Origin of the sequence: Aliiroseovarius sp. S253 (genome assembly GCF_049800855.1) — a bacterium.
GTDB lineage: Bacteria > Pseudomonadota > Alphaproteobacteria > Rhodobacterales > Rhodobacteraceae > Aliiroseovarius.
The window spans coordinates 1-22,500 of the sequence record NZ_JBNAFW010000003.1; the positions used below are offsets into that span (position 1 = coordinate 1).

The 22,500-nt window shown below is 55.5% G+C and carries 37 protein-coding genes (1 of these 37 only partly in view); 31 read left to right on the forward strand and 6 right to left on the reverse strand.

Annotated features, from left to right (window positions below; translation table 11 throughout):
* The first annotated feature begins 2 nt into the window (after positions 1-2).
* The 9 genes from tuf to ACP15F_RS15060 all read left to right on the forward strand — a co-directional run bounded on the left by tuf (position 3) and on the right by ACP15F_RS15060 (position 6,556).
* Positions 3-1,178 carry an elongation factor Tu gene (gene tuf / locus ACP15F_RS15020; protein WP_163040919.1) on the forward strand — a complete coding sequence of 392 codons (1,176 nt, stop codon included), beginning with the start codon at positions 3-5 and terminating at the stop codon, positions 1,176-1,178.
* 165 nt (positions 1,179-1,343) lie between these two features.
* Positions 1,344-1,958, forward strand: coding sequence for an NYN domain-containing protein (locus ACP15F_RS15025; RefSeq protein ID WP_424941647.1), 615 nt, complete (start codon positions 1,344-1,346; stop codon positions 1,956-1,958).
* Between the two features lie 286 nt (positions 1,959-2,244).
* Positions 2,245-2,451, forward strand: coding sequence for a cold-shock protein (locus ACP15F_RS15030; protein WP_108857567.1), 207 nt, complete (start codon positions 2,245-2,247; stop codon positions 2,449-2,451).
* Between the two features lie 242 nt (positions 2,452-2,693).
* Complete coding sequence (gene rpsJ, locus ACP15F_RS15035; protein ID WP_108857566.1) at positions 2,694-3,002, forward strand: 30S ribosomal protein S10; 309 nt, start codon at positions 2,694-2,696, stop codon at positions 3,000-3,002.
* A gap of 14 nt (positions 3,003-3,016) precedes the next feature.
* Positions 3,017-3,742 carry a 50S ribosomal protein L3 gene (gene rplC / locus ACP15F_RS15040; protein WP_163040948.1) on the forward strand — a complete coding sequence of 242 codons (726 nt, stop codon included), beginning with the start codon at positions 3,017-3,019 and terminating at the stop codon, positions 3,740-3,742.
* The gene (rplD, locus tag ACP15F_RS15045) at positions 3,739-4,356 is read left to right on the forward strand and encodes a 50S ribosomal protein L4 (RefSeq protein ID WP_163040950.1); all 618 of its coding nucleotides are present in this window, start codon (positions 3,739-3,741) and stop codon (positions 4,354-4,356) included. The genes rplC and rplD overlap by 4 nt, the downstream gene beginning before the upstream one ends.
* On the forward strand, positions 4,353-4,649 hold the full coding sequence (locus ACP15F_RS15050; RefSeq protein WP_108857563.1) for a 50S ribosomal protein L23: 297 nt from the start codon (positions 4,353-4,355) through the stop codon (positions 4,647-4,649). Before rplD ends, ACP15F_RS15050 begins: the two co-directional genes overlap by 4 nt.
* Before the next feature lie 205 nt (positions 4,650-4,854).
* Entirely contained in the window at positions 4,855-5,745 is an 891-nt protein-coding gene (locus ACP15F_RS15055; protein ID WP_424941648.1) for a glycosyltransferase family 2 protein, read from the forward strand.
* 94 nt (positions 5,746-5,839) lie between these two features.
* Positions 5,840-6,556: a L,D-transpeptidase gene (locus ACP15F_RS15060; protein ID WP_424941649.1), complete on the forward strand. Its 717-nt coding sequence runs from the start codon at positions 5,840-5,842 to the stop codon at positions 6,554-6,556.
* Positions 6,557-6,621: 65 nt separating this feature from the next.
* Here the strand turns inward: ACP15F_RS15060 and ACP15F_RS15065 are convergent, their stop codons facing one another.
* Together ACP15F_RS15065 and ACP15F_RS15070 are read right to left on the reverse strand one after the other, a co-directional pair.
* Positions 6,622-6,906 (reverse strand): hypothetical protein, encoded by a 285-nt coding sequence (locus ACP15F_RS15065; protein ID WP_424941650.1) that lies wholly within the window; start codon positions 6,904-6,906, stop codon positions 6,622-6,624.
* A 114-nt stretch (positions 6,907-7,020) separates the two neighbouring features.
* Complete coding sequence (locus tag ACP15F_RS15070) at positions 7,021-7,839, reverse strand: DUF2189 domain-containing protein (RefSeq protein WP_424941651.1); 819 nt, start codon at positions 7,837-7,839, stop codon at positions 7,021-7,023.
* 348 nt (positions 7,840-8,187) lie between these two features.
* On the opposite strand from ACP15F_RS15070, the gene rplB reads away from it, so the two are divergent.
* The 6 genes from rplB to ACP15F_RS15100 all read left to right on the forward strand — a co-directional run bounded on the left by rplB (position 8,188) and on the right by ACP15F_RS15100 (position 11,597).
* A complete protein-coding gene (gene rplB / locus ACP15F_RS15075; RefSeq protein ID WP_424941652.1) occupies positions 8,188-9,030 on the forward strand; it encodes a 50S ribosomal protein L2 in 843 nt (280 codons plus the stop codon).
* 3 nt (positions 9,031-9,033) lie between these two features.
* A complete protein-coding gene (rpsS, locus tag ACP15F_RS15080) occupies positions 9,034-9,312 on the forward strand; it encodes a 30S ribosomal protein S19 (protein WP_108857556.1) in 279 nt (92 codons plus the stop codon).
* Positions 9,313-9,315: 3 nt separating this feature from the next.
* Positions 9,316-9,696, forward strand: a complete 381-nt coding sequence (gene rplV, locus ACP15F_RS15085; protein ID WP_108857555.1) for a 50S ribosomal protein L22 — start codon at positions 9,316-9,318, stop codon at positions 9,694-9,696.
* The gene (gene rpsC, locus ACP15F_RS15090; protein ID WP_108857554.1) at positions 9,696-10,403 is read left to right on the forward strand and encodes a 30S ribosomal protein S3; all 708 of its coding nucleotides are present in this window, start codon (positions 9,696-9,698) and stop codon (positions 10,401-10,403) included. Before rplV ends, rpsC begins: the two co-directional genes overlap by 1 nt.
* A 13-nt stretch (positions 10,404-10,416) precedes the next feature.
* The gene (gene rplP / locus ACP15F_RS15095) at positions 10,417-10,830 is read left to right on the forward strand and encodes a 50S ribosomal protein L16 (RefSeq protein ID WP_133484951.1); all 414 of its coding nucleotides are present in this window, start codon (positions 10,417-10,419) and stop codon (positions 10,828-10,830) included.
* A gap of 161 nt (positions 10,831-10,991) precedes the next feature.
* Positions 10,992-11,597 (forward strand): hypothetical protein, encoded by a 606-nt coding sequence (locus ACP15F_RS15100; protein ID WP_424941653.1) that lies wholly within the window; start codon positions 10,992-10,994, stop codon positions 11,595-11,597.
* A 53-nt stretch (positions 11,598-11,650) separates the two neighbouring features.
* On the opposite strand, the gene ACP15F_RS15105 is transcribed toward ACP15F_RS15100, so the two are convergent.
* From ACP15F_RS15105 to ACP15F_RS15120, 4 genes are all read right to left on the reverse strand, one after another.
* Positions 11,651-12,232 carry a hemerythrin domain-containing protein gene (locus ACP15F_RS15105; protein ID WP_424941654.1) on the reverse strand — a complete coding sequence of 194 codons (582 nt, stop codon included), beginning with the start codon at positions 12,230-12,232 and terminating at the stop codon, positions 11,651-11,653.
* 67 nt (positions 12,233-12,299) lie between these two features.
* On the reverse strand, positions 12,300-12,638 hold the full coding sequence (locus ACP15F_RS15110; RefSeq protein WP_424941655.1) for a hypothetical protein: 339 nt from the start codon (positions 12,636-12,638) through the stop codon (positions 12,300-12,302).
* Positions 12,639-12,835: 197 nt separating this feature from the next.
* Complete coding sequence (locus tag ACP15F_RS15115) at positions 12,836-13,459, reverse strand: TIGR02466 family protein (protein WP_424941656.1); 624 nt, start codon at positions 13,457-13,459, stop codon at positions 12,836-12,838.
* 124 nt (positions 13,460-13,583) lie between these two features.
* On the reverse strand, positions 13,584-14,147 hold the full coding sequence (locus ACP15F_RS15120) for a hypothetical protein (protein WP_424941657.1): 564 nt from the start codon (positions 14,145-14,147) through the stop codon (positions 13,584-13,586).
* A 253-nt stretch (positions 14,148-14,400) separates the two neighbouring features.
* Between ACP15F_RS15120 and rpmC the strand changes: the two genes are divergently transcribed.
* The 16 genes from rpmC to ACP15F_RS15200 all read left to right on the forward strand — a co-directional run.
* Positions 14,401-14,601: a 50S ribosomal protein L29 gene (rpmC, locus tag ACP15F_RS15125; protein WP_424941658.1), complete on the forward strand. Its 201-nt coding sequence runs from the start codon at positions 14,401-14,403 to the stop codon at positions 14,599-14,601.
* 14 nt (positions 14,602-14,615) lie between these two features.
* Complete coding sequence (rpsQ, locus tag ACP15F_RS15130) at positions 14,616-14,846, forward strand: 30S ribosomal protein S17 (protein WP_142854826.1); 231 nt, start codon at positions 14,616-14,618, stop codon at positions 14,844-14,846.
* A gap of 88 nt (positions 14,847-14,934) precedes the next feature.
* A complete protein-coding gene (gene rplN / locus ACP15F_RS15135) occupies positions 14,935-15,303 on the forward strand; it encodes a 50S ribosomal protein L14 (RefSeq protein ID WP_007118848.1) in 369 nt (122 codons plus the stop codon).
* 1 nt (position 15,304) lies between these two features.
* The gene (gene rplX / locus ACP15F_RS15140; protein ID WP_298564154.1) at positions 15,305-15,610 is read left to right on the forward strand and encodes a 50S ribosomal protein L24; all 306 of its coding nucleotides are present in this window, start codon (positions 15,305-15,307) and stop codon (positions 15,608-15,610) included.
* Positions 15,610-16,173 carry a 50S ribosomal protein L5 gene (rplE, locus tag ACP15F_RS15145; RefSeq protein ID WP_424941659.1) on the forward strand — a complete coding sequence of 188 codons (564 nt, stop codon included), beginning with the start codon at positions 15,610-15,612 and terminating at the stop codon, positions 16,171-16,173. Before rplX ends, rplE begins: the two co-directional genes overlap by 1 nt.
* A 19-nt stretch (positions 16,174-16,192) precedes the next feature.
* Positions 16,193-16,498 carry a 30S ribosomal protein S14 gene (rpsN, locus tag ACP15F_RS15150; protein WP_108857543.1) on the forward strand — a complete coding sequence of 102 codons (306 nt, stop codon included), beginning with the start codon at positions 16,193-16,195 and terminating at the stop codon, positions 16,496-16,498.
* A gap of 12 nt (positions 16,499-16,510) precedes the next feature.
* Positions 16,511-16,903 (forward strand): 30S ribosomal protein S8, encoded by a 393-nt coding sequence (gene rpsH, locus ACP15F_RS15155; RefSeq protein ID WP_424941660.1) that lies wholly within the window; start codon positions 16,511-16,513, stop codon positions 16,901-16,903.
* A 10-nt stretch (positions 16,904-16,913) separates the two neighbouring features.
* Entirely contained in the window at positions 16,914-17,447 is a 534-nt protein-coding gene (gene rplF / locus ACP15F_RS15160; RefSeq protein ID WP_142854831.1) for a 50S ribosomal protein L6, read from the forward strand.
* Positions 17,448-17,458: 11 nt separating this feature from the next.
* Positions 17,459-17,818, forward strand: a complete 360-nt coding sequence (gene rplR / locus ACP15F_RS15165) for a 50S ribosomal protein L18 (RefSeq protein WP_424941661.1) — start codon at positions 17,459-17,461, stop codon at positions 17,816-17,818.
* Positions 17,819-17,934: 116 nt separating this feature from the next.
* Positions 17,935-18,498: a 30S ribosomal protein S5 gene (gene rpsE / locus ACP15F_RS15170; protein ID WP_424941662.1), complete on the forward strand. Its 564-nt coding sequence runs from the start codon at positions 17,935-17,937 to the stop codon at positions 18,496-18,498.
* A 13-nt stretch (positions 18,499-18,511) separates the two neighbouring features.
* Positions 18,512-18,700, forward strand: a complete 189-nt coding sequence (gene rpmD, locus ACP15F_RS15175; RefSeq protein ID WP_133484938.1) for a 50S ribosomal protein L30 — start codon at positions 18,512-18,514, stop codon at positions 18,698-18,700.
* Between the two features lie 80 nt (positions 18,701-18,780).
* Positions 18,781-19,254, forward strand: coding sequence for a hypothetical protein (locus ACP15F_RS15180; RefSeq protein WP_424941663.1), 474 nt, complete (start codon positions 18,781-18,783; stop codon positions 19,252-19,254).
* 244 nt (positions 19,255-19,498) lie between these two features.
* A complete protein-coding gene (locus ACP15F_RS15185; protein ID WP_424941664.1) occupies positions 19,499-19,645 on the forward strand; it encodes a hypothetical protein in 147 nt (48 codons plus the stop codon).
* Between the two features lie 201 nt (positions 19,646-19,846).
* Complete coding sequence (locus ACP15F_RS15190; protein WP_424941665.1) at positions 19,847-20,863, forward strand: glycosyltransferase family 2 protein; 1,017 nt, start codon at positions 19,847-19,849, stop codon at positions 20,861-20,863.
* Entirely contained in the window at positions 20,853-21,581 is a 729-nt protein-coding gene (locus ACP15F_RS15195) for a class I SAM-dependent methyltransferase (RefSeq protein WP_424941666.1), read from the forward strand. Before ACP15F_RS15190 ends, ACP15F_RS15195 begins: the two co-directional genes overlap by 11 nt.
* 2 nt (positions 21,582-21,583) lie before the next feature.
* Positions 21,584-22,500, forward strand: the 5' portion of a protein-coding gene (locus ACP15F_RS15200; protein ID WP_424941667.1) for a GtrA family protein. The gene runs 940 nt beyond the window's last position; the window shows 917 of its 1,857 coding nt (coding positions 1-917); it begins with the start codon at positions 21,584-21,586; the stop codon falls past the right edge of the window.

The following is a 22,500-nucleotide window of genomic DNA, read 5'->3' on the forward strand; positions in this document are numbered from 1 at the left end:
TCATGGCTAAGGAAAAGTTTGAACGCGGTAAACCGCACGTTAACATCGGCACGATTGGTCACGTTGACCACGGCAAGACGACGCTGACGGCAGCTATCACCAAATTCTTTGGTGATTTCAAAGCATACGACGAGATCGACGGTGCACCTGAAGAGAAAGCACGCGGCATCACCATCTCGACTGCTCACGTTGAGTACGAGACCGAGAACCGTCACTATGCGCACGTTGACTGCCCCGGCCACGCCGACTACGTCAAGAACATGATCACCGGTGCGGCCCAGATGGACGGCGGCATTCTGGTTGTGAACGCAGCTGATGGCCCCATGCCTCAGACCCGCGAGCACATCCTGCTGGCACGTCAGGTTGGTGTACCTGCGCTGGTAGTCTTCATGAACAAAGTTGACCAGGTAGACGACGAAGAGCTGCTCGAGCTGGTTGAGATGGAAGTTCGTGAACTGATGAACGAATACGACTTCCCGGGCGACGACATGCCGATCATCGCGGGTTCCGCGCTGGCCGCTATGGAAGGCAAGAACCCGGAAATCGGTGAAGAGAAAATCCGCGAGCTGATGGCTGCTGTGGACGAGTACATCCCGACCCCGGATCGTCCGGTTGACGGCGACTTCCTGCTGCCGATCGAAGACGTGTTCTCGATCTCGGGCCGCGGTACTGTTGTCACCGGCCGTGTTGAGCGTGGCGTAGTGAACGTTGGCGACGAGATCGAAATCGTTGGCATCAAAGACACTCAGAAAACCACCTGTACCGGTGTTGAAATGTTCCGCAAGCTGCTTGATCGCGGTGAAGCAGGCGACAACGTTGGTGTTCTGCTGCGCGGTATCGACCGTGAAGCTGTTGAGCGTGGCCAGGTTCTGTGTAAGCCGGGTTCGGTTAACCCGCACACCAAGTTCGAAGCCGAGGTCTACATCCTGACCAAGGAAGAGGGTGGCCGTCACACGCCGTTCTTCGCGAACTACCGTCCGCAGTTCTACTTCCGTACCACCGACGTGACCGGTACTGTTGAACTGCCCGCTGGCACCGAAATGGTGATGCCGGGCGACAACCTGAAGTTCAACGTCGAGCTGATCGCTCCGATCGCCATGGAAGAGAAGCTGCGCTTCGCTATCCGTGAAGGCGGCCGCACCGTTGGTTCGGGCGTTGTCTCGAAAATCATCGACTAAGAACGCCCAGCGTTCTTAGGGGCGAGAGCCTAGAGATACAGAATAAAGAAGGGCGCCCAATGGGCGCCCTTTTTACTTTGGGTGAGGCGTTGCCCGTCGGACAGATGTTGAACTGTCGTAGGATTCAATTTAAGCGTGTCTGGGTTGTTTTGAACGGACACGAATATGCGCAAGCTTTTATTGGTTCTTTTCTATAGTGCGACGGTCTTCTCAAGCCTCTTCACTGTCGCTGCGTTTCTTCATGCGGATTGGTCTGAGTATATGATCCCCTCGGCATTAGTGTTTGCAGCAAGTCTGTTTCTGCTTCTTAGGCTACTAAAGCCGAAGGAACGGCAAGCATCGCGTGCAAGAACGCGGGCAGTTGTAGACGGTTCAAATGTAATGCACTGGCAAAATGGAGAGCCATGTTTCGAACCTCTGCAAGACGTTTTGGGCGAGCTCAAAAAGCTTGGGTTCGCTCCGGGCGTTATATTCGATGCCAATGCTGGATACTTGCTGGTCGGAAAATATCAAGACGATGACAAACTGGCGAAACGTCTGAAGCTGCCCGAAGACGCGGTTGTTGTGGTCTCAAAGGGAAGCTCAGCGGATCCGGTTATCCTTAAGGCCGCAAGAGAACTAAATGGAATTGTCGTGACCAACGACCGCTTTCGCGACTGGGTCGAGGACTTTCCAGAAATACACCGGCCGGGCTTTCTCATTCGCGGCGGATACAAAGCAGGAAATCTGTGGCTGGATAGAAAGATTAGTATGGCACAGAAGACAGACTCACCCACCTAAACTGGTGCCCCTCAGTCGTTGGGAATCCCGTTTGCCGTGGAAGCAACGCGTAATTTAGGGGATTTGCATTGAATTGTGGCCTCAGAACCCGCAGACAACCGCCTAATTTCACTCTTTTCAACGAAACATGTTGCAATTTGGCTTTAGGGCGCCCATTTGCACGGTGCTAACGTTTTTCTTTTTCGACCAACTGTCTCCTACAATGGCATTCAGTCTTTCGATCCAGACCGACCTCGCCAGGCCGCTGCACTTCCGCGAGCGGCAACTCAAATAGGAGACTACGGATATGGCCAATGGCACCGTAAAATGGTTCAACTCTACTAAAGGCTTCGGCTTCATCGCACCGGAAACTGGCGGCAAAGACGTGTTTGTACACATCTCGGCTGTTGAGCGTTCGGGCCTGACCGGCCTGGCTGACGACCAGAAAGTCACATTCGACGTTGAAGCTGGCCGTGACGGTCGCGAGTCGGCAGTGAACATCGAGCTGGCATAAGCCTTTTCGACGACAGTTTTGAAACGCGGCTCTCATCCGAGGGCCGCGTTTTGCGTTTCAGGGTGAATGTGGGTTTACCCCTTGCCACACCCCCAAATCCCCTCTATTACGCGCGAGTTCGCTAAGGAAAGCGGCAGTGGCGGGATTCGGTCCCGCTTTTCGTTTTCCTTGGGGTTCGAAGAGGGCAGTTGGAATGAGCCAGCTGTCGTCCTATCAACTCTCTGCCTGAAAGGGCGAATGCTATGACCAGTCAAAACATTCGTATCCGTCTTAAGGCGTTTGACTATCGTGTGCTGGATGCGTCCACACAAGAGATCGTCAACACTGCCAAACGGACCGGTGCAAACGTTCGCGGCCCCATCCCGCTGCCGAACAAGATTGAGAAGTTCACGGTTCTCCGTGGTCCTCACATCGACAAGAAATCCCGCGACCAGTTCGAGATCCGCACGCACAAGCGTCTGCTCGACATCGTCGACCCGACCCCGCAGACCGTGGACGCGCTGATGAAGCTCGACCTGGCTGCTGGCGTTGACGTCCAGATCTCGGTCTAAGGAGGGTATCACAGATGCGCTCTGGTATTATCGCGAAAAAAGTGGGCATGACCCGCTTGTTCATGGAAGACGGCAAGCAGATTCCTGTGACCGTTCTTCAACTGGAAAACCTGCAGGTTGTTGCCAACCGCACCGACGAGACCGACGGTTACACCGCCGTTCAGCTGGGTGCTGGTGAAGCAAAAGCCAAACGCACCTCGAAGCCGATGCGCGGCTACTTCGCCAAAGCTGGCGTTGCCCCCAAGCGCAAACTGGTCGAGTTCCGCGTTCCGGCTGAAAACCTGATCGCCGTTGGCGAAGAGATCTCGGCCGAGCACTATGTTGAGGGTCAGAAGGTTGACGTTGCAGGCACTTCGATTGGTAAAGGCTTTGCCGGTGCCATGAAGCGTCACAACTTCGGCGGTCTGCGCGCAACACACGGTGTTTCGATCAGCCACCGTTCGCACGGTTCGACTGGTCAGTGTCAGGATCCCGGTAAGGTTTTCAAAGGCAAGAAAATGGCCGGCCACATGGGTTCGGTTCGTGTGACCACTCAAAACCTGGAAGTCGTGAAGACCGATGCCGATCGTGGCCTGGTGTTCATCAAGGGCGCTGTCCCCGGCTCGAAGGGTGGCTGGGTCACCGTTAAAGACGCCGTGAAAAAGAAGCTGCCCGAGAACGTTCCGTTCCCGGCTGCTCTTAAATCGGCTGCAACCGAAGCACCGGCTGAAGAAGCCCCTGCGGAAGGTGGTGAAGCATGAAACTTGATGTAATCAAACTTGACGGCGGCAAAGCCGGTTCGGTTGATCTGGACGAGGCCCTGTTCGGCCTTGAGCCGCGCGCAGACATTCTGCACCGTGTGGTCCGTTGGCAGCGTAACAACGCACAAGCCGGCACCCACAAGGTGAAGACGCGTTCGGAAACCAGCTACTCGACCAAGAAGATCTATCGCCAGAAGGGCACCGGCGGCGCACGTCACGGTGACCGTAACGCACCGATCTTCCGTAAAGGTGGTATCTACAAAGGTCCGACCCCGCGTTCGCACGGCCACGACCTGACCAAGAAATTCCGTAAGCTGGGTCTGAAGCACGCCCTGTCCGCAAAAGCGCAAGCTGGCGAACTGGTTGTGATCGAAGACGCTGCCTCGGAAGGTAAAACCGCCGCACTGGCCAAACAGGTCAAAGACCTGGGCTGGAAACGTGCTCTGGTTATCGACGGTGCCGAGGTAAACGAGAACTTTGCACGTGCTGCAAAGAACATCGAAGGCCTGGACATCCTGCCGACCATGGGCGCCAACGTCTATGACATCCTGAAGCGTGACACTCTGGTGCTCACCAAAGCAGGTGTCGAAGCTCTGGAGGCTCGCCTGAAATGACCGATAAAGCTGCACTCTATGACGTGATCCGCAAGCCGATCATCACCGAAAAAGCCACTATGGCTTCGGAGAACGGCGCCGTGGTTTTCGAAGTCGCTATCGACTCGAACAAGCCGCAGATCAAAGAAGCTGTTGAGACCCTGTTTGGTGTGAAGGTGAAAGCCGTAAACACCACCATCACCAAGGGTAAAGTCAAACGCTTCCGCGGTCAGCTGGGCAAGCGTAAGGACGTCAAAAAAGCCTATGTTACCCTGGAAGAGGGCAACACGATCGACGTGTCCACCGGACTGTGATCGTCGGCTTGATCCGATAAAGAAAGCCCCTGCCGAAAGGTGGGGGCTTTTTTGCATTTTGCACCAAGTCGGTGTTGGCGATCGAGCCAACCGGGGGTAGAAGGCCTCGAACCAACGTAATACGAGTGGACATCTTATGTGGCGCACTGACTTTCGGACCAAAATTTCAGCAAGCAGTGGGATCGACAGTTTCTCGATTTGTAGCTTGGTTCGAGAAACTCTTCCCGTCCTGCAAAGGTTCGTCGAGCACCATCAGCGCGTAGGTGCCGAGCACGTTTTCCTGTATTTCGATGGAACTGAAGAGGAAACACGCCCGATAAGAGAAGCTTTCGCGGGTGACTCCTCTGTAAGCGTCGATTGCTGCGACAGCAATTATTGGGACAAGATGTATCCCGGTAAAGAACAAATCGATCTGGGAGACAAACAGATCGGAGCGTTCAGGGATGGTCTGACACGGAACACATCAGATTGGATTCTGATCTGCGACGCGGATGAGTTCGTTGTGTCAGATGAACCTCTCGGGGTTGCGCTTGCGCAGTTGCCTGAAGATTTCAAAGGTGTCCGCATTCGCAACACCGAAGCCGTCTGGGGCCCGGGGGGCGATATCCATAATGAGTTTAGTTGTGAATACGAGCGTCATCCGTTCCCAACAGGCTATCTGGGCAATACCTTACTGCCGATTTTGGTCTATGGGCGGGACTGGTTCATGATCCGGCGAGGAGTAACTGGATATAAAGAGGGCAAACACCTTCTGCGGAAGGGAATGATCCCCGAGGAATTGACCAGCCACTCTTCCGTTTTTGGCGGAAAGAGGGTTCGCTTTATGCCTCCGGGCATTGCGCGGGGGATCAATCTTCGCATCGTCCATTTTGACGCAATCGGGTATGAGCGTTGGGAAACCAAATGGGCCACGCGCATTTCGGGTCGAACGATCCCGCGTACGAAAGCTCCGATGCGACTCAAGCAGTGGGCCTTGATTGAAGAGGCTCTCAGCGCAGGCCGCGGAGAGAGCCTCTTCCGACGTATGAGCGCATTGAACTTCTGGCAGGCGTTTGTCCTGAACCGTTTGGGCTTGCTGACCCGGATTAAGAAATAGGGCGGAAAACACGCAGTTTTGACTCGTGTTAGTCAACGCCGTAGGTAGTGTGGGTCTGTTCGATGAGTGATTCATCCCTATACGAGGATTGCCAATGTTAACCCGCCGCCATTTCGTCATTACGTCTGCCACACTGTTTTCTGGCCCAATTGCATCGCCTCTTTTGGCGCAGGAAACTCCGACGCCTGAAGTAACCCCCGAGCCAGTCGCGCCTGCGCCAGCTGCTCCGGTCAAGGTTAAGCGCCGTCCGGTGTCTAATAGCGCGATGTGGAACAGCTATGACGCGCGTGTGATGCCTGCCAATTACGATCCCGCGACGTCTAACCCGTGGGGGCTGAAGCCGCGTTTGTTGCCGCGTGTTGTACATGCCAATGACGGGTTGAAGCCGGGCGACATCCATGTGGATGCGGTGGCACGCTATCTCTATCACATTCGCGATGACGGCACTGCGATGCGCTATGGCGTAGCGATCGGCCGCAGTGGTTTGTACGAGCCCGGTACCTATACCGTCGGCCGCAAGACCAAATGGCCGACTTGGACGCCAACCAAGGACATGATCGAGCGCGAGCCGCACAAGTATAAGAAATACGAAGATGGCATGGACGGAGGCCCGTCGAACCCGCTCGGGTCACGTGCGCTGTATCTGTATGAAGGCCGCCGCGATACCTATCTGCGTATCCACGGCTCGCCGCAGCCGCGATCAATCGGCTCGCGCGCCAGCTCGGGCTGTGTGCGTATGGTTATGGCCCATATCATTGGTTTGTATGATCAGGTGGAAACTGGCGTGACCGCGCATCTCTATCCGGCCTGATCCGGACCCTATAAACGAAAACGGGCGGCCCAATCTGGCCGCCCGTTTCTATTTTCAGCTTACGATCAAGCCTCGCGTTTGATGCAAATCGCGCGGCCCTTTTTGTTGCGCAGCGGGATATAGGTCGTCTCGACCGGGCCGCTGTGGCGATACATCAGGCACCCATCGCGAGCATCCACACGAATGTCGCTGGTGTCCTGTCCTGGCGCTACGGTTGCAGCGACCTCAGGCGGCAAGGTCGCGCGGCTTTGCAGGTTCGGGTCCGAGACATTCACCGCTGTCCCCGTTGGTGTCACACAGCCCGCCAGCCCAAACGCGGCCGCGCCTGCCAAGATAACAAGGTTCTTCATTACACTCTTCCCAAAGTTTTGTTGGCGAGAGGATGGGGGATTTTAAGGCAGAAGGGAAGGGGGGAATAGACCGCAAATAGCTCAACAAGCAAAGGAGTAGTGGGCCAGCGGAGATTATGACTTCGCTGGAGGTACTGCCTTTTGATAGAGGTGCCATGTTGTGTGGCCAAGGATTGGCAGAGCAAAGATCAGGCCTAGAAATGCCGGCGCTAGTGATATCAGCATGGTGACCGAGATGATCGCAGCCCATGTCAGCATGACCAGCGGGTTTTCCGTGACGACGCGAACAGACGTCAACATTGCGGTCACAAAGTCGATTTCCCGTTCAAGCAGCATGGGCATGGCAACCACCGTTACCGAGAACAGAACTGCCGACAGAACTGCGCCCGAACAGGTGCCAATTGCAAGAAAGGTCCAGCCCTCGGGTGTGAAAAGAACGGCGTTTAAAAAGCCGTCAAAGCTTGAGAAGGATACATCCTGCAAAATGATCGCGAGCCAAAGCCGAATTTGGTACATCCAGACCCAGAATACGAAGAGGGTGACAAAGGCCATCCAGCCCATTTCGCGCTTACTTTGCTGAGCCATGACGGTGAGAATGTCTGACCAACTGAAACTCTCACCATTTTGCAATCGGCGCGACATTTCATAAAGCCCCGCAGCGGCGAAGGGCGCAACCAGCGGAAAGCCGACCATGGCGGGAATGATCATCCAGATCTTGCCTAGCCAGACCAGGCACCAGACAAACAGAATGCCGAAGACTGCATAGAACAGCCCGAAGAAGCTGCTCATGATCGGGCGCGTCAGAAAGTCCGAGAAACCGGCCTTGAGTGATGCGGTAACATCCGCCGCAGACACACCATTGACCTCAATCATGGCCTGCTGTTGAGGTGTTGGGTCGTTTGGTGGTGTTGTCTCTGTGGCCTTGGATGTCATACGCAGTCCTCCCTAAGCAGGGTTTCGCGCTGCCCGCCAATCGGTAGGTCCGGCTGCGAAACGGAACCCCCTCGTACGCAAACATGTTTGCATAGCGTAAGGTTTATGGGCAAGGGATGGCTAAGGTGGTGCAGACGACATGGTGCAAAGTCTTACGATAAAGGGCGATCGGTTCGAAATGATTCCGCCTTGGCCCTTGCCACACCCCCCCAACCCTGATAGATCGCGCAAGTCTTGAGGCCTCGGATTCGTTCCGGGGCCCATGATATTTTGAACTTGGGGACCTTCGGGGCCCTATAACATCCGGGCAAACCATTTGCCCGCACATGCAAACGGAAGACAGTAAACATGGCACTTAAGTCGTACAAACCGACGACGCCGGGCCAGCGTGGGCTGGTTCTGATCGACCGTTCGGAGCTGTGGAAAGGACGTCCTGTCAAAGCCTTGACTGAGGGTTTGACAAAATCGGGCGGCCGGAACAACACCGGACGGATCACGTCGCGCCGCCGAGGTGGTGGTGCGAAGCGTCTCTATCGTATCGTTGACTTCAAACGTAACAAGTTTGACGTCGCAGCCACGGTTGAACGGATCGAATATGACCCCAACCGTACCGCCTTCATCGCCCTCGTAAAATACGAAGACGGCGAGCAGGCGTACATCCTGGCACCGCAGCGTCTGGCTGTTGGTGACACCATCGTCGCATCGGCCAAGGCCGACGTGAAGCCGGGCAACGCTATGCCGTTCTCGGGCATGCCGATCGGTACCATCATTCACAACATCGAACTGAAACCAGGCAAGGGCGGCCAGATCGCTCGTGCAGCTGGTACCTACGCTCAGTTCGTTGGTCGTGACGGTGGCTACGCTCAGATCCGCCTGTCGTCGGGCGAACTGCGCATGGTACGCCAGGAATGCATGGCCACCGTTGGTGCCGTGTCGAACCCTGACAACTCGAACCAGAACTACGGTAAAGCCGGTCGTATGCGCCACAAAGGCATCCGCCCGTCGGTCCGTGGTGTTGTTATGAACCCGGTCGATCACCCGCACGGTGGTGGTGAGGGTCGTACCTCTGGTGGTCGTCACCCGGTTACTCCTTGGGGTAAGCCGACCAAAGGTGCACGTACCCGCAACAAGAACAAGGCGTCGTCGAAGCTGATCATCCGCTCGCGTCACGCCAAGAAGAAGGGCCGCTAAGATATGGCACGTTCTGTCTGGAAAGGCCCTTTTGTCGACGCTTACGTCCTCAAAAAAGCCGAAAAGACCCGCGAGTCGGGCAAAAACGAGGTCATCAAGATCTGGTCGCGTCGTTCGACCATCTTGCCCCAGTTCGTGGGTTTGACCTTTGGCGTCTATAACGGCCAAAAGCACGTTCCCGTGCTGGTGACCGAAGACATGATCGGCCAGAAGTTCGGTGAATACTCGCCGACCCGTACCTACTACGGTCACGCAGCCGACAAAAAAGCGAAGAGGAAGTAAGCCATGGGTAAGGATAAAAATCCCCGCCGCGTGGCCGAGAACGAAGCAATGGCGAAAACTCGCATGCTCCGTACGTCCCCGCAGAAACTGAACCTGGTCGCGCAAATGATCCGTGGCAAGAAAGTTGATCGTGCTCTGACCGATCTGACTTTCTCGAACAAGCGGATCGCTCAGGATGTGAAGAAATGCCTTCAGTCCGCGATTGCGAACGCCGAAAACAACCACAACCTGGACATCGATGAACTGATCGTTGCCGAGGCCTATGTGGGTAAAAACCTGACCATGAAACGCGGTCGTCCGCGCGCCCGTGGTCGTTTCGGCAAGATCATGAAGCCGTTCTCGGAACTCACCATCAAGGTGCGTCAAATTGAGGAGCAAGCCTAATGGGTCATAAGGTAAATCCGATCGGCATGCGTCTTCAGGTCAACCGCACCTGGGATAGCCGCTGGTACGCAGACACGAAAGACTACGGTGATCTTCTTCTGGAAGACCTGAAGATTCGTGACTTCATCAAGACCGAATGCAAGCAGGCTGGTATCAGCCGTGTGATCATCGAGCGTCCGCACAAAAAGTGCCGCGTTACGATCCACACTGCTCGTCCCGGTGTGATCATTGGCAAGAAAGGCGCAGACATCGAAACCCTGCGCAAGAAAATCGCCAACATCACCGACTCGGAACTGCACCTCAACATCGTTGAAGTTCGCAAGCCCGAGCTGGACGCTGCCCTGGTCGCAGAATCGATCGCTCAGCAGCTGGAACGTCGTGTGTCCTTCCGTCGTGCCATGAAGCGCGGCGTACAGAACGCCATGCGTATGGGCGCCCTTGGCATCCGTATCAACGTTGCTGGCCGTCTTGGCGGTGCTGAAATCGCGCGTACTGAATGGTACCGCGAAGGTCGTGTGCCTCTGCACACCCTGCGCGCTGACATCGACTATGCACATGCAGAAGCTATGACGCCTTACGGCATCATCGGTATCAAAACCTGGATCTTCAAAGGCGAAATCATGGAGCACGATCCTGCTGCTCGTGATCGTCGTCAAGCTGAGCTCCAGGAAGGTCCCGCGCCCCGTGGCGCCGGCGGCCGTCGCTAAGGAGATATGAGATATGCTTCAGCCTAAGCGTACAAAATTCCGCAAGATGCACAAAGGCCGGATCAAAGGTCTGGCCAAAGGCGGTTCGGACCTGAACTTCGGTTCCTATGGTCTGAAAGCTCTCGAGCCTGAGCGTGTGACTGCGCGTCAGATCGAAGCTGCCCGTCGTGCCATGACGCGTCACATGAAGCGTCAGGGTCGTGTATGGATCCGCATCTTCCCGGACACCCCGGTAACCGCCAAGCCCATCGAAGTTCGTATGGGTAAAGGTAAAGGTTCCGTGGACCGTTGGACCTGCAAAGTTAAGCCGGGCCGCGTTATGTTCGAGATCGACGGCGTCAACGACGACGTTGCTCGCGAAGCTCTGCGCCTTGCTGCCATGAAACTGCCGATCAAATCGCGCGTCGTGGTCCGCGAGGACTGGTAAGCTTCAATTTGCCTTCGGCAAACTGAAGCAGTGCGGTGTAGCGAATTTCCGAAGGAAACTCGCGGGCCGCACCCCGGTAGAGAAAATTAAAAAACCCCCGCCGAGAAATCGGCGGGGGTTTTTGCATTGATGAAATGAAGTCGTTGTGCAGAACTATCTGTGTGAGATTGCAACCTAAACATATCCCTGAGCAGATTGAAAAACGGCTGGAAGAATTTGACAGGTTTAAGTCGGATACTGCGGTGCTAAATCTGCTGCGTTTGCATTCGGGGCAGCTTGCAAACTTGTCCGCAAGACTTAATCAAGCAGTGCTTCTTTGGTCAAATTCAGCTGTTTTGAAGCAAGTTATCAGTGATGCTGACGTATTGGATAAGTATTTCCCAGCCCCCTCAATCCAAGATGATGAACTTGCATTCTGGGCGAAGGCAGAGGCGCTGAACAACTCGTCGACTATCTTTCGTACATATGTGTCAGTTGTGTTGGGGCGTTCAGAAGAACTAGTTTCAGCACTTGGCGACATTAATCGTGAGCAAAAAGACCATCACCTCAAATCCGCGCTGAAGCTACTCCGAGATGACGAAGTCAGACGACTTAGAAATGCGATAAGTCATGGGACTTTTGTCGCGCATGGGTCTGAGCTTGAGTATTGGGATGACAATGAGAAGCGTAGGTTTTCTTTCCCTGAATTGGACGCACTCAACTTCGCGATTTTTAAGGTTATTTTGTTGGCTTGGGGTGCTGTTGCTCCCGCTCCTGTCGAGCGCTAGTTAGCAGGCCCGTGCACCGCACGGTCCACGCCCACCCAGGGTCGGGCCTGGACCTAAATCCCAATCCCCAAAACACCAATCGCTTCTTCCAGCTGGGTCTCTTCATAGCCGAAATGCGACTGCACCACGGTTTCCAGCTGCCGAAACACCGCACGGGCCTCGTTGAACTTTTCGGCGTCCACCTCGAACATCAGCGCCATTGCGGCGCGTTCTAGTCGGACCAGCAGCTCGTGCACGACCTTATGTTCCTCGACCAACCGAGCGACCACAGCACGCAGCGCCTCGTTGCCCTTCTCGGCCAGTTCCGGAAACAGCATGTATTCCTCGGCATCGTGGTGCATGGTCAGCACTTTGCACTCCCGCCCGCAAAGCGAGCCGAATTGCCGGACGTTCTGTGCGAACTCGGCATTGGTCAGCGCCTCTGACAGGTCTTTGCCCGGCGCCTCGCCCGCCTCGATCCGATCCAGCACGATCCCGATCCGGCCCACATCGTTCAGATGCATCCGGTGGATCGCCGCCAGCCTCCGCCCCGCGCGCCGATCTTCATCCGTCGCCTCGGGCATCGCGGGCATGGTCGGGCGGGTGCCGAAGTCGACTGACAACTCGGCAAGGGGGGTGTCACGGAATGTGCTCATGTTGTCCTCGGATGTGGCGCAATGCGAAGCAGATAGGCACCGGACCGAGGATTGCAACATTGAGCGTCTAGCGCAGCAGCTCGTCCATCAGGCCGATCACTTCCAGAATGCGGAAGGTGGTCGGGTCCGCGCGATAGATCATCTCGCCCACGCGATAGTATCTATAGCGGGGATCCAGCTGATAGCGGTCGTAATCCGTGAAGGGGTAATAGTCATAGTCACGAATGTAGTCCCCCGATTTTGGTTTCGCCAAACCCGGCGGCACACAGGGCGGGTTCTTCTTCGCCAGACCGGGCGGGCAGCCCGCAGCGCCTTGCCCCTTGGCCTTGTTGTTGCCAGCCCAAGAAGCCCCTGCCGTCAGGGGAAGCAGGGCAAGGATCAGGGCGGCTTTGGTCGCGGTTTTCATGTCTCTCTCCGTATTACAGGTCGCAGGCTTCGCCGTTTCGGATGCGGGTGTTGAGCATGACGATAGGAGGGCCACCAGTGTTATCCAATATCAACGGGATCTGGCGCGGCGGTTTGCCGATTTTACGGGCCGGAAAGCGAAACCGCGCCAATGGGGCGCGGTTTGAGGTGGTGTTCGATGGGGGAGGCCGCGGGCGGTCACTCGCCCCACTTGTAGTTAAAGCTCACCGAAAGGCGTTCTTCCTCGCCGGTGTTTTGCATCACCTCGTGGCGCAACCAGCTTTCCCACAGCAGTACGTCACCCTCGGCGGGACGCTTGGTGATGAAGTTCTGCAGTTCTTCACGCGCGTTTTTGCGGCGGGGCGGGGCGGCCATCATGCGGGCGTGGCGCGGGTCTTCATAGCGCAACGCACCAGCGCCTTCTGGCAGGGCCAGATAAGTGGTGCCGGAAATGACGGAATGCGGATGGATATGCGCCGAGTGATAGCCGCCGGGCGGCAGGATGTTGATCCAAATATCTTCCAGCACCAGCTCGCGGTCGTCCAGATTGAACTCCAGATCCTCGGCAAACGCCGCGACGTGCTTGTCCAAGCTGTCCACCAGATCCTTGAAGATCGGGAAGCGCCAGGGCAGGTCGGTCAGGGAGGCATAAGAGGTGTAGCCGGGATAGCCCTCGGCCTCGCACCACTCCTGCCCCGCCTCGTCATCCTCGGCGATGGAATAGCAGCTGTCATAAAGCTCGTCCTGGCTGACCTTGGGGTCAAACTCGGACAGTTGAGCATGGTAAAGGCGGGTCACGAAGAGGGAAGAGATATTGGCCATGGGGCAGGGATAGCGGAAAAGGATGGGGAGGGCGAGGGGACAAGCTGCCTCAGAACAACCAAACGCAAGGTATTAACCCCATGGCCTCAACCGCTTTCAGCAGAGATTGAGGCCATGGGTGAGCTTAGAAACGGCTAACTGTTTCTTTGATGAGTGGCTTGCAGGTCGTGGTTTGCCCACTGGCCCATTTCAACGCTTCTTTGAAGATGGCTCCAAATGAAATGTTCCGTGTTGTGGTTAGCAAGGTGCCACCAGCGCCGTCACTTTGGATCTTGGTTGACAACTGAACATTATAGCCTTTGCTGCCTTCCGACAGATGCAGCACAGCGCCGCCATTTTGTTGCGCGATGATCAAACGTGGCGTGCCGTCTTCATTTGTAATCCTGGACTGAAACAGGATTTCCTTATTTGCAGGGCCGCCGCGTGGAATGCCGACGTGGATGACTTCAACTTTGATCCCTCGGCCGTTGACGCACTCGCGCGCAAATCGTGCCAGTCGATCACTTACGACCGCTGGAGAGGCTGCAACGCGATCTTGATGACGTTTCATACCAAAGCTGCTTTTCGCTGCATATGCTTCCAGCGCGACGCCGCTTCTAATTCCAGATTTCATTGCTTCTTGTGTTGCAGGATTGCAGGCGGAAAGGGCAAGCATTGAAATGGTAAGCAAAATGGGGATTGTCTTCATTCTGTCCTCGTTATGATACTGAACTCTAATTGGTTCACAGACACTCAACCATGAGTGGGTGTCTGTGCCAAGTAGTTGATCATGCCAAATACCCAAACTTTCCCTTGCCCCCACCCCCTAATCCCCCTATAGACGCACATCTCGCGGATTCCCGGCAACGGGATTCGTGTGTATTGCATATAACCCACCAGACATAGGGTGACCTTCCGCTAAGACGGGAAGAGCTCTCTGGTGCAAGGAAAGGAACAGGCGAATGAACGCCAAGGAACTGCGTGATCAGTCTCCTGACCAGCTGCGCGAAAAGCTGGCAGAGCTGAAAAAGGAAAGCTTCAACCTGCGTTTTCAGCAGGCGACAGGTGCCCTCGAAAACACTTCTCAGATGCGTAAAGTACGTCGCGACGCCGCGCGTGTGAAAACCATCCTGAGTGAACAAGCCAAATCTGCGGCTGAGTAAGAGGAGCCTGAAGAATGCCCAAACGTATCCTGAATGGTGTTGTTACCAGCGCCGCAAACGAGCAAACCGTGACTGTTTCGGTTGAACGCCGCTTCAAGCACCCGCTGCTTCAGAAAACCGTTCGTAAGTCGAAGAAATATCGCGCTCACGACGAAAAGAATGCCTTCAAGGCAGGCGATAAGGTTCGCATCATCGAATGTGCACCGAAGTCGAAAACCAAGCGTTGGGAAGTTCTGGAAGGCTAAGTTTAACTTACCTTCCCGGACGACTTAACAAGTCGAAACCCTGGGGGTTCCGCCATGCATCGGCGCCCCAAAGGTCGGGAGAAACCACATGATCCAGATGCAAACCAATCTGGATGTAGCTGACAACAGCGGCGCTCGCCGTGTTCAGTGCATCAAGGTTCTGGGTGGTTCCAAGCGTAAATACGCATCCGTTGGCGACATCATTGTTGTCTCGGTTAAGGAAGCCATCCCGCGCGGTCGCGTAAAAAAAGGTGACGTCCGTAAGGCCGTCGTCGTTCGCACCGCCAAAGAGGTCCGTCGTGACGACGGCACCGCAATCCGTTTTGACCGCAACGCTGCTGTCATCCTGAACAACAACAACGAGCCCGTGGGCACCCGTATCTTCGGACCGGTTGTTCGCGAACTGCGCGCGAAGAACTTCATGAAGATCATCTCGCTGGCTCCGGAGGTGCTGTAAGATGGCTGCTAAGTTGAGAAAAGGCGACAAGGTTGTCGTTCTGGCCGGCAAAGACAAAGGTAAACAGGGCGAGATTTCGTCGGTTGACCCGAAAGCTGGTAAAGCCATCGTTGATGGTGTGAACATCGCAATCCGCCACACCCGTCAGAGCCAGAACGCACAAGGTGGCCGCATCCCGAAAGCGATGCCGATCCAGCTGTCGAACCTGGCCCTTCTGGACAAGAACGGCAAAGCAACGCGCGTTGGCTTCCGCGAGGAAGACGGCAAGAAAGTGCGTTTCGCCAAAACCACCGGGGAGACTGTCTGATGCTGGATACCGCAAACTACACCCCCCGCCTGAAGGCCGCTTACAAGGACAGCATCCGTGCCGCCCTGAAAGAGGAATTCGGTTACAAGAACGACATGCAGATCCCGCGTCTGGAAAAAATCGTTCTGAACATTGGTTGTGGCGCTGAGGCCGTTAAGGACTCGAAAAAAGCCAAGTCAGCAATCGAAGATCTGACCAAGATCGCCGGCCAGCAGGCCGTTGGTACGAAAGCGCGCAAGTCGCACGCTCCGTTCCGTCTGCGTGAAGGTATGATCATCGGCACCAAGGTGACCCTGCGCGGCGACCGGATGTATGAATTCCTGGACCGCCTGATCACCATCGCGATGCCCCGTATCCGCGACTTCCGCGGCGTATCGGGTACCTCGTTCGACGGTCGCGGCAACTATGCCACCGGCCTGAAAGAGCACATCGTGTTCCCGGAAATCGACTTTGATAAAGTTGATGAGACCTGGGGCATGGACATCGTGATTGCCACCACCGCTGAAACCGACGCGGAAGCAAAGAGCCTGTTGAAGCACTTCAACATGCCCTTCAACAGCTGATCCGCGGGAAGGAATAGACATGGCTAAAAAAGCAATGATCGAACGCGAGAAGAAGCGCGAAAAGCTGGTGGCAAAGTATGCTGCTAAGCGCGCTGCTCTGAAAGAGATCGCGAATGATGAGAGCAAGACTATGGAAGAGCGTTTCACCGCCCGCCTGAAGCTTGCAAAACTGCCGCGCAACAGCTCGGCCACACGCTTGCACAACCGTTGCCAGCTGACCGGTCGTCCTCACGCTTACTATCGTAAGCTGAAGGTGTCGCGTATCGCGCTGCGGGAACTTGGCTCTGCGGGCCAGATCCCCGGCATGGTGAAATCGAGCTGGTAAGGGAGAGAAGATATGAACGATCCTATCGGCGATATGCTCACCCGTATCCGCAACGCTCACATGCGCGGCAAGTCCACCGTTTCGACCCCTGCGTCGAAACTGCGCGGCTGGGTTCTGGATGTACTGGCTGACGAAGGCTACATCCGCGGCTACGAAAATGGCACTGACGAGCGTGGCCACGCCACTCTTGAAATCAGCCTTAAATACTTTGACGGCACGCCCGTTATCCGCGAGTTGAAGCGGGTTTCGAAGCCGGGTCGTCGCGTCTACATGGGTTCGAAAGACATCCCGCAGGTCCGTCAGGGTCTGGGTGTGTCGATCGTTTCGACCCCTAAAGGCGTCATGTCCGATGCAAACGCTCGCAACCAGAATGTTGGTGGCGAAGTGCTTTGCACCGTCTTCTAAGGAGGTCTCTATGTCTCGTATTGGTAAACGACCGGTCGAGCTGCCCTCTGGCGTAACTGCCAGCTTGTCGGGCCAGACCGTTGAAGTGAAGGGCCCCAAGGGAACCCTAACTTTCACCGCCACAGATGATGTGACCATCGCGATTGAAGACAACACTGTGTCGGTTGAACCGCGCGGCAAGTCGAAACGTGCACGTCAGCAGTGGGGCATGAGCCGCACGATGGTTGCCAACTTGGTGACCGGCGTAAGCGAAGGCTTCAAGAAAGAGCTGGAAATCAACGGTGTTGGTTATCGTGCTCAGATGCAGGGCAACACCCTGAAGCTGAACCTTGGCTACTCGCACGACGTTGATTTCGTTGCTCCGGAGGGCGTCACTGTGACTGCTCCGAAGCCGACGATCATCATCGTTGAAGGCATTGATCAACAACTCGTCGGCCAGACCGCGGCAAACATCCGCGAATGGCGTAAGCCCGAGCCCTACAAAGGCAAAGGCATCAAATACAAAGACGAGTATATCTTCCGCAAGGAAGGTAAGAAGAAGTAAGGACCAGACAGATGGCAAACAGCAAACGGACCCTGTTCCTCAAGCGCCGCCTGCGCGTCCGGAACAAACTTCGCAAGCACAATGTTGGCAAGCTGCGCCTTTCGGTGCACCGCTCGTCGAAAAACATCAGCGTGCAGATCATCGACGACGTTCAAGGGACAACCCTTGCTTCGGCTTCGTCGCTGGAAAAAGCACTTGGTGTTGTTGGCAAGAACAACGTGGAGGCCGCTTCCAAAGTGGGCACCGCGATTGCCGAGCGCGCGAAAAAAGCTGGGATCGAAGAATGCTACTTCGATCGTGGCGGCTTCCTGTTCCACGGCAAAGTGAAGGCTCTGGCCGACGCTGCCCGTGAAGGTGGCCTGAAGTTCTAAGAACTTTGAGAGGGGCAACGGTTTTCCGCTGCCCCTCCGATAATCCGGGGGTGCATCCGCGCCCACTGGGATTGAGTTAAACGGCGCAAGACGTCGCCTTATAAAAGGATGTTCTCATGGCAGAACGTGAAAACCGCCGGAACCGCCGCGATCGCGACGAAGCTCCGGAATTTGCAGATCGCCTGGTTGCGATCAACCGCGTGTCGAAAACCACCAAGGGTGGTAAAAACTTCGGCTTCGCAGCTCTGGTAGTTGTTGGTGACCAGAAAGGCCGCGTCGGCTTTGGTAAAGGTAAAGCGAAAGAGGTTCCTGAAGCCATTCGCAAAGCCACCGAGCAAGCCAAGCGCCAGATGATCCGCGTACCTCTGAAAGAGGGCCGCACCCTGCACCACGACACCGAAGGTCGTCACGGCGCTGGTAAAGTCGTCATGCGTACCGCTCCGGAAGGTACCGGGATCATCGCCGGTGGTCCGATGCGTGCCGTATTCGAGATGCTGGGCATCAAGGACGTTGTGTCGAAGTCGATCGGCTCGCAGAACCCCTATAACATGATCCGCGCCACCATGGACGGTCTGAAGAAAGAATCCAGCCCTCGCCAGGTCGCTCAGCGTCGTGGCAAGAAGGTTGCTGACATTCTGGGTGCTAAGTCGGACGCTCCGGCTGAAGCCGCAGACGCGTAAGGAGATCTGACCAATGGCTAAAACCATCGTTGTAAAACAGGTCGGCTCGCCGATCCGTCGCCCCCAAGACCAGCGCGCTACGCTGATCGGCCTGGGCCTGAACAAGATGCACAAAACCCGCGAGCTGGAGGATACCCCGGCCGTGCGCGGCATGATCGCCAAGATCCCGCATATGGTTGAGATCATCGAGGAAAAAGGCTGAGCCCCGGCTTAGACTTTCTCTTGAAGACACAAAGCACCCCGGTCAGAAATGGCCGGGGTGTTTTTGTTTGGAGGTGACATATGGTTGACGAAGTACCTCCAGATGTAATTGAGCTAAGTTCTTCGCAGCGGGACGTTTTGTTGGATTTAGTGCTCACTTGGGCAACAATTGATGGGGCACTGAGCATGTTGCTCGCAGATGTGCGCTCCATGGGATGGGCCGATGCCGCTGACGAGATACGAAAGCTTCGAGGGTCTCACAAGCTGGCTCAAGTTATCAAGGCACTGAAGAATCACGAAAGTGGAGCGGAAGCAGCAAGAAAGCTAAGAAAAATTAAACGGCGATACGAGCGTTTCTCAACGCTTCGTGACCATGTTGCTCATTCGCGCTGCATCGGATGTAGTAAGGAAGATCCGAGCTATATCGTGTTTCTGACTTTTGAACGAGTTGGGGAAGATATGTTGGCTATGTATCGAGTGCCGGTCGAGGAAATGAGCGAAGCAATTAGTTGGGGAACAGATTTTGTTCGATTGTTGCATCGACTGACGAGATAACAACAAGCCTAGCTTTTCCGGAAGTGTCCCGGCATCGCCGGGTAGCGCACGACCCTTCCCACGGGAGGGCGCTATGGCAATGTATCATTATGCATAGACGTTTCGGCTCCCTGACTTTCCTCGCCACAACCACCCAACCCATGCATCCCTTGCAACCCGGGCTTTCCGATTCAACGGTGGTTGTTTGGGCGGCTCCCTCCTATCAGGGCGGCAACTAGACATTACCCTGTTAAGGACCGCCAAGATGAACGCTCTGATCGCTCCCGTTACTCCGTTGGCTTCGGCCATTGCTGACCTTTTCGTCGCTGTGCAAACCAAAGCCCGTCGTTTCATGAACTCGGAATGCACCCCGACTTGGACTGAGTTCATGAAAGACTGCAACAAAGACTAAGTAGCCTTCTCATTCTCCCAGATGAAACCCCCGGCGGCACCTGCACCGGGGGTTTTTCTTTGCGGAACTGGCATCGATCACACGGGTCCAAGAATTCCGCCATAATGCCTCAATTTAAACATGAACAATGCGCCCGAAACGCGTAGACTGTTCGCGAACCAATGTTCGAAAAGTTCTTTTGAAGTAGTTGAGGCAGTATTCATGGGGGTAGACACAAACAGCCCCGAAATCGATATTCCGCTGGCCCCGATCCTGGATCGTCGGACCATTACCCTGATCATCCCGGTTTACAACGAGATGGACAGCATTCAGCCGTTTCTTGATTGTTGCGATACCGCACTGTCCGAACTGAATGACACCTGTGAATTCGAGTTCCTGTTCGTCAATGATGGCAGTGCGGATCGGACGGAAACGATCATCACGCAGGCCCGTGAAACGGACGCGCGGATATCACTTGTGAACCTGTCACGCAATTTCGGGAAAGAAGCCGCACTGTCGGCTGGTTTGTCTCATGCCTCGGGGGATGCGGTGATCCCGATGGATGTGGATCTGCAAGATCCCCCCGAGGTTATCCCCCAGATGATCGCAGCCTGGCGCAAAGGTGCGAAAGTTGTAAATGCGCAGCGCGCGAAGCGGGATGAAGATACCTGGGTCAAACGCACTAGCGCGGGCATGTTCTATCGACTTTTCAACTTGCTGGCCGAATACCCAATCCCAATGGGTGTCGGTGATTTCCGTCTTCTGGACCGTGAGGTTGTGCAAGCCATCAATTCGCTTGGCGAACGCTCGCGTTTCAACAAAGCCATCTTCAGCTGGGTCGGGTTTGAAACCGCCGAGGTCAGCTATGAACGCCCGGCACGGTTGGCCGGTGAAACGCAGTGGTCTTACTGGAAGCTGTGGAAGCTGGCGTTGGATGGAATTTTCGCGGCCTCGACCATGCCTCTGCGCGTCTGGACCTATGTGGGTCTGACCATGGCGCTGATGTCTTTTCTCTATTCGGTCTTTTTGTTCGTACGGGTGTTGATCCTTGGGGTGGACACGCCCGGTTATGCTTCGACGATCATTCTGATCCTGACTTTTGGCGGCATGAACATGTTCGCCTTGGGGATCATCGGCGAGTATGTCGGTCGTATTTATACAGAAGTCCGCCAACGCCCCCTTTATATCGTGCGGTCCTATCTGCATGGCGACGAACAGGAGACCCGTGATGGATCGTGATGTCTATCAGCGCATGAGCGAGCTTGAGGCGAACCACTGGTGGTTTGTCGCACGTCGCAAAATCATTGGCACGTTGGTCCGTCGAAAGGCCGATTTGCCGTCGGACGCGCGTATTCTGGAAGCTGGCTGTGGCAGCGGGGGCAACCTTGCCATGCTGCAAGAGTTTGGTCAGCTTGATGCATTCGAGTATGACGATGTTGCCCGCGAGATGTCGCGAGACCTGTCCGGTCTTGATGTTCAATTTGGCGCCTTGCCAGATGATCTGCCCTTTGCACCGCGTGATTACCATTTGATTGGCCTGTTTGATGTGCTTGAGCATGTGGAACAGGACGAGGCATCTTTGGCCGCACTTGGCGCACGATTGGCACCCGGCGGAAAGCTTCTTGTGACTGTCCCGGCGTTTCCATTTATGTGGTCTCGCCATGACGAAACGCACCACCACTTCCGCCGCTATACCCGCAAAAGCCTGACCGAGGCCGCATCCCGTGCCGGTTTGCGCGTGACCTATTGCAGCTATTTCAACATGTATCTGTTCCCTGTCGCTGTTGTGGTGCGGGCCCTGAAAAAGCTAACCGGACGCGACACGCCGGATGACGACATGCCGCCAGCGCCGGTGAATGCGGCGATGAAAACTTTGTTTTCGTCGGAGCGGCATTTTCTGGGGCGCATCTCGTTGCCCTTTGGCTTGTCCTTGGCCGCCGTGATCGAGAAAGCCTGACTATGTTCATGCAGCTCGTGCGCTTTGCAGGGGTAGGGGGACTGGCCACGCTGGTCCATGTCTGTGTTGCGCTCATTGCGAACTCTGTCTTCGGGCTGGACGGATTGGTCGCTAACTTTTCTGGGTTCATCGCAGCGGTGCTGCTGTCCTATTTCGGGCATGCCCGGATTACTTTCCAGACACGCCCGGATCATGCGCAACACATGCCAAGGTTTTTGTTCGTGTCTCTGGTTGGCTTGTTAACCAGCTCGTCCGTCGTGTGGTTAATTACCGAGCGCATGGGGCAGGGCTTTGGGCTTTCGATGGCTTTGGTTGCGATCGCGGTACCCTTGGCATCGTTCTTTGCCATGAAATTCTGGGTGTTTGCCCAGCATCGGCAGAAGATCCGGCTGGATTGGACCTCGATCTTGATCTCGGCAGCAGTCGCGATGGTCTTTTTGTTGGTTTATTGGTCGCGCCCGCATCATCACGATGTGGCTTGGTATCTTGTCGCAACCGAGAAACTGTTGGCTGGCGCGGTTCTGTACGTGGATGTGTTCGAAATCAATCCGCCCCTGAACTTTTTCCTGACCGTCCCCGCAGTGCTATTGTCCAAGCTTCCCGGTGTATCCCTCGTCAATGGTCAGTATCTGTTCGTGGCCGTGTTGACGGCAGGAAGCCTTGCTTGGTCCGGTCACATTCTGCGGGATGCAGATCTTTTGCCCCACAGAACCAGAGCCATCTTCCTAGTCTTGATGGGATTTGGCGTTACCGTCGCAGCAATCAACAACATCGCGCAGCGTGAACATCTTTTGGTCTTGCTCATTCTGCCGTGGCTCGTTGGTCAACTGTCCGGAAGTATCGGCCCGCGATCTATCCTGCCTGCGCTGGTCGCGGCGGTCGGGATTTGCTTGAAGCCCCATTTCCTGATCTTTCCGAT

Bases quoted from the DNA above. Each gene is read 5' to 3' on its own strand.
- tuf (WP_163040919.1), top strand. From the start codon at position 3: ATGGCTAAGGAAAAGTTTGAACGCGGTAAACCGCACGTTAACATCGGC.
- ACP15F_RS15025 (WP_424941647.1), top strand. From the start codon at position 1,344: ATGCGCAAGCTTTTATTGGTTCTTTTCTATAGTGCGACGGTCTTCTCA.
- ACP15F_RS15030 (WP_108857567.1), top strand. From the start codon at position 2,245: ATGGCCAATGGCACCGTAAAATGGTTCAACTCTACTAAAGGCTTCGGC.
- rpsJ (WP_108857566.1), top strand. From the start codon at position 2,694: ATGACCAGTCAAAACATTCGTATCCGTCTTAAGGCGTTTGACTATCGT.
- rplC (WP_163040948.1), top strand. From the start codon at position 3,017: ATGCGCTCTGGTATTATCGCGAAAAAAGTGGGCATGACCCGCTTGTTC.
- rplD (WP_163040950.1), top strand. From the start codon at position 3,739: ATGAAACTTGATGTAATCAAACTTGACGGCGGCAAAGCCGGTTCGGTT.
- ACP15F_RS15050 (WP_108857563.1), top strand. From the start codon at position 4,353: ATGACCGATAAAGCTGCACTCTATGACGTGATCCGCAAGCCGATCATC.
- ACP15F_RS15060 (WP_424941649.1), top strand. From the start codon at position 5,840: ATGTTAACCCGCCGCCATTTCGTCATTACGTCTGCCACACTGTTTTCT.
- ACP15F_RS15065 (WP_424941650.1), bottom strand. From the start codon at position 6,906: ATGAAGAACCTTGTTATCTTGGCAGGCGCGGCCGCGTTTGGGCTGGCG.
- ACP15F_RS15070 (WP_424941651.1), bottom strand. From the start codon at position 7,839: ATGACATCCAAGGCCACAGAGACAACACCACCAAACGACCCAACACCT.
- rplB (WP_424941652.1), top strand. From the start codon at position 8,188: ATGGCACTTAAGTCGTACAAACCGACGACGCCGGGCCAGCGTGGGCTG.
- rpsS (WP_108857556.1), top strand. From the start codon at position 9,034: ATGGCACGTTCTGTCTGGAAAGGCCCTTTTGTCGACGCTTACGTCCTC.
- rplV (WP_108857555.1), top strand. From the start codon at position 9,316: ATGGGTAAGGATAAAAATCCCCGCCGCGTGGCCGAGAACGAAGCAATG.
- rpsC (WP_108857554.1), top strand. From the start codon at position 9,696: ATGGGTCATAAGGTAAATCCGATCGGCATGCGTCTTCAGGTCAACCGC.
- rplP (WP_133484951.1), top strand. From the start codon at position 10,417: ATGCTTCAGCCTAAGCGTACAAAATTCCGCAAGATGCACAAAGGCCGG.
- ACP15F_RS15105 (WP_424941654.1), bottom strand. From the start codon at position 12,232: ATGAGCACATTCCGTGACACCCCCCTTGCCGAGTTGTCAGTCGACTTC.
- ACP15F_RS15110 (WP_424941655.1), bottom strand. From the start codon at position 12,638: ATGAAAACCGCGACCAAAGCCGCCCTGATCCTTGCCCTGCTTCCCCTG.
- ACP15F_RS15115 (WP_424941656.1), bottom strand. From the start codon at position 13,459: ATGGCCAATATCTCTTCCCTCTTCGTGACCCGCCTTTACCATGCTCAA.
- ACP15F_RS15120 (WP_424941657.1), bottom strand. From the start codon at position 14,147: ATGAAGACAATCCCCATTTTGCTTACCATTTCAATGCTTGCCCTTTCC.
- rpmC (WP_424941658.1), top strand. From the start codon at position 14,401: ATGAACGCCAAGGAACTGCGTGATCAGTCTCCTGACCAGCTGCGCGAA.
- rpsQ (WP_142854826.1), top strand. From the start codon at position 14,616: ATGCCCAAACGTATCCTGAATGGTGTTGTTACCAGCGCCGCAAACGAG.
- rplN (WP_007118848.1), top strand. From the start codon at position 14,935: ATGATCCAGATGCAAACCAATCTGGATGTAGCTGACAACAGCGGCGCT.
- rplX (WP_298564154.1), top strand. From the start codon at position 15,305: ATGGCTGCTAAGTTGAGAAAAGGCGACAAGGTTGTCGTTCTGGCCGGC.
- rplE (WP_424941659.1), top strand. From the start codon at position 15,610: ATGCTGGATACCGCAAACTACACCCCCCGCCTGAAGGCCGCTTACAAG.
- rpsN (WP_108857543.1), top strand. From the start codon at position 16,193: ATGGCTAAAAAAGCAATGATCGAACGCGAGAAGAAGCGCGAAAAGCTG.
- rpsH (WP_424941660.1), top strand. From the start codon at position 16,511: ATGAACGATCCTATCGGCGATATGCTCACCCGTATCCGCAACGCTCAC.
- rplF (WP_142854831.1), top strand. From the start codon at position 16,914: ATGTCTCGTATTGGTAAACGACCGGTCGAGCTGCCCTCTGGCGTAACT.
- rplR (WP_424941661.1), top strand. From the start codon at position 17,459: ATGGCAAACAGCAAACGGACCCTGTTCCTCAAGCGCCGCCTGCGCGTC.
- rpsE (WP_424941662.1), top strand. From the start codon at position 17,935: ATGGCAGAACGTGAAAACCGCCGGAACCGCCGCGATCGCGACGAAGCT.
- rpmD (WP_133484938.1), top strand. From the start codon at position 18,512: ATGGCTAAAACCATCGTTGTAAAACAGGTCGGCTCGCCGATCCGTCGC.
- ACP15F_RS15180 (WP_424941663.1), top strand. From the start codon at position 18,781: ATGGTTGACGAAGTACCTCCAGATGTAATTGAGCTAAGTTCTTCGCAG.
- ACP15F_RS15185 (WP_424941664.1), top strand. From the start codon at position 19,499: ATGAACGCTCTGATCGCTCCCGTTACTCCGTTGGCTTCGGCCATTGCT.
- ACP15F_RS15190 (WP_424941665.1), top strand. From the start codon at position 19,847: ATGGGGGTAGACACAAACAGCCCCGAAATCGATATTCCGCTGGCCCCG.
- ACP15F_RS15195 (WP_424941666.1), top strand. From the start codon at position 20,853: ATGGATCGTGATGTCTATCAGCGCATGAGCGAGCTTGAGGCGAACCAC.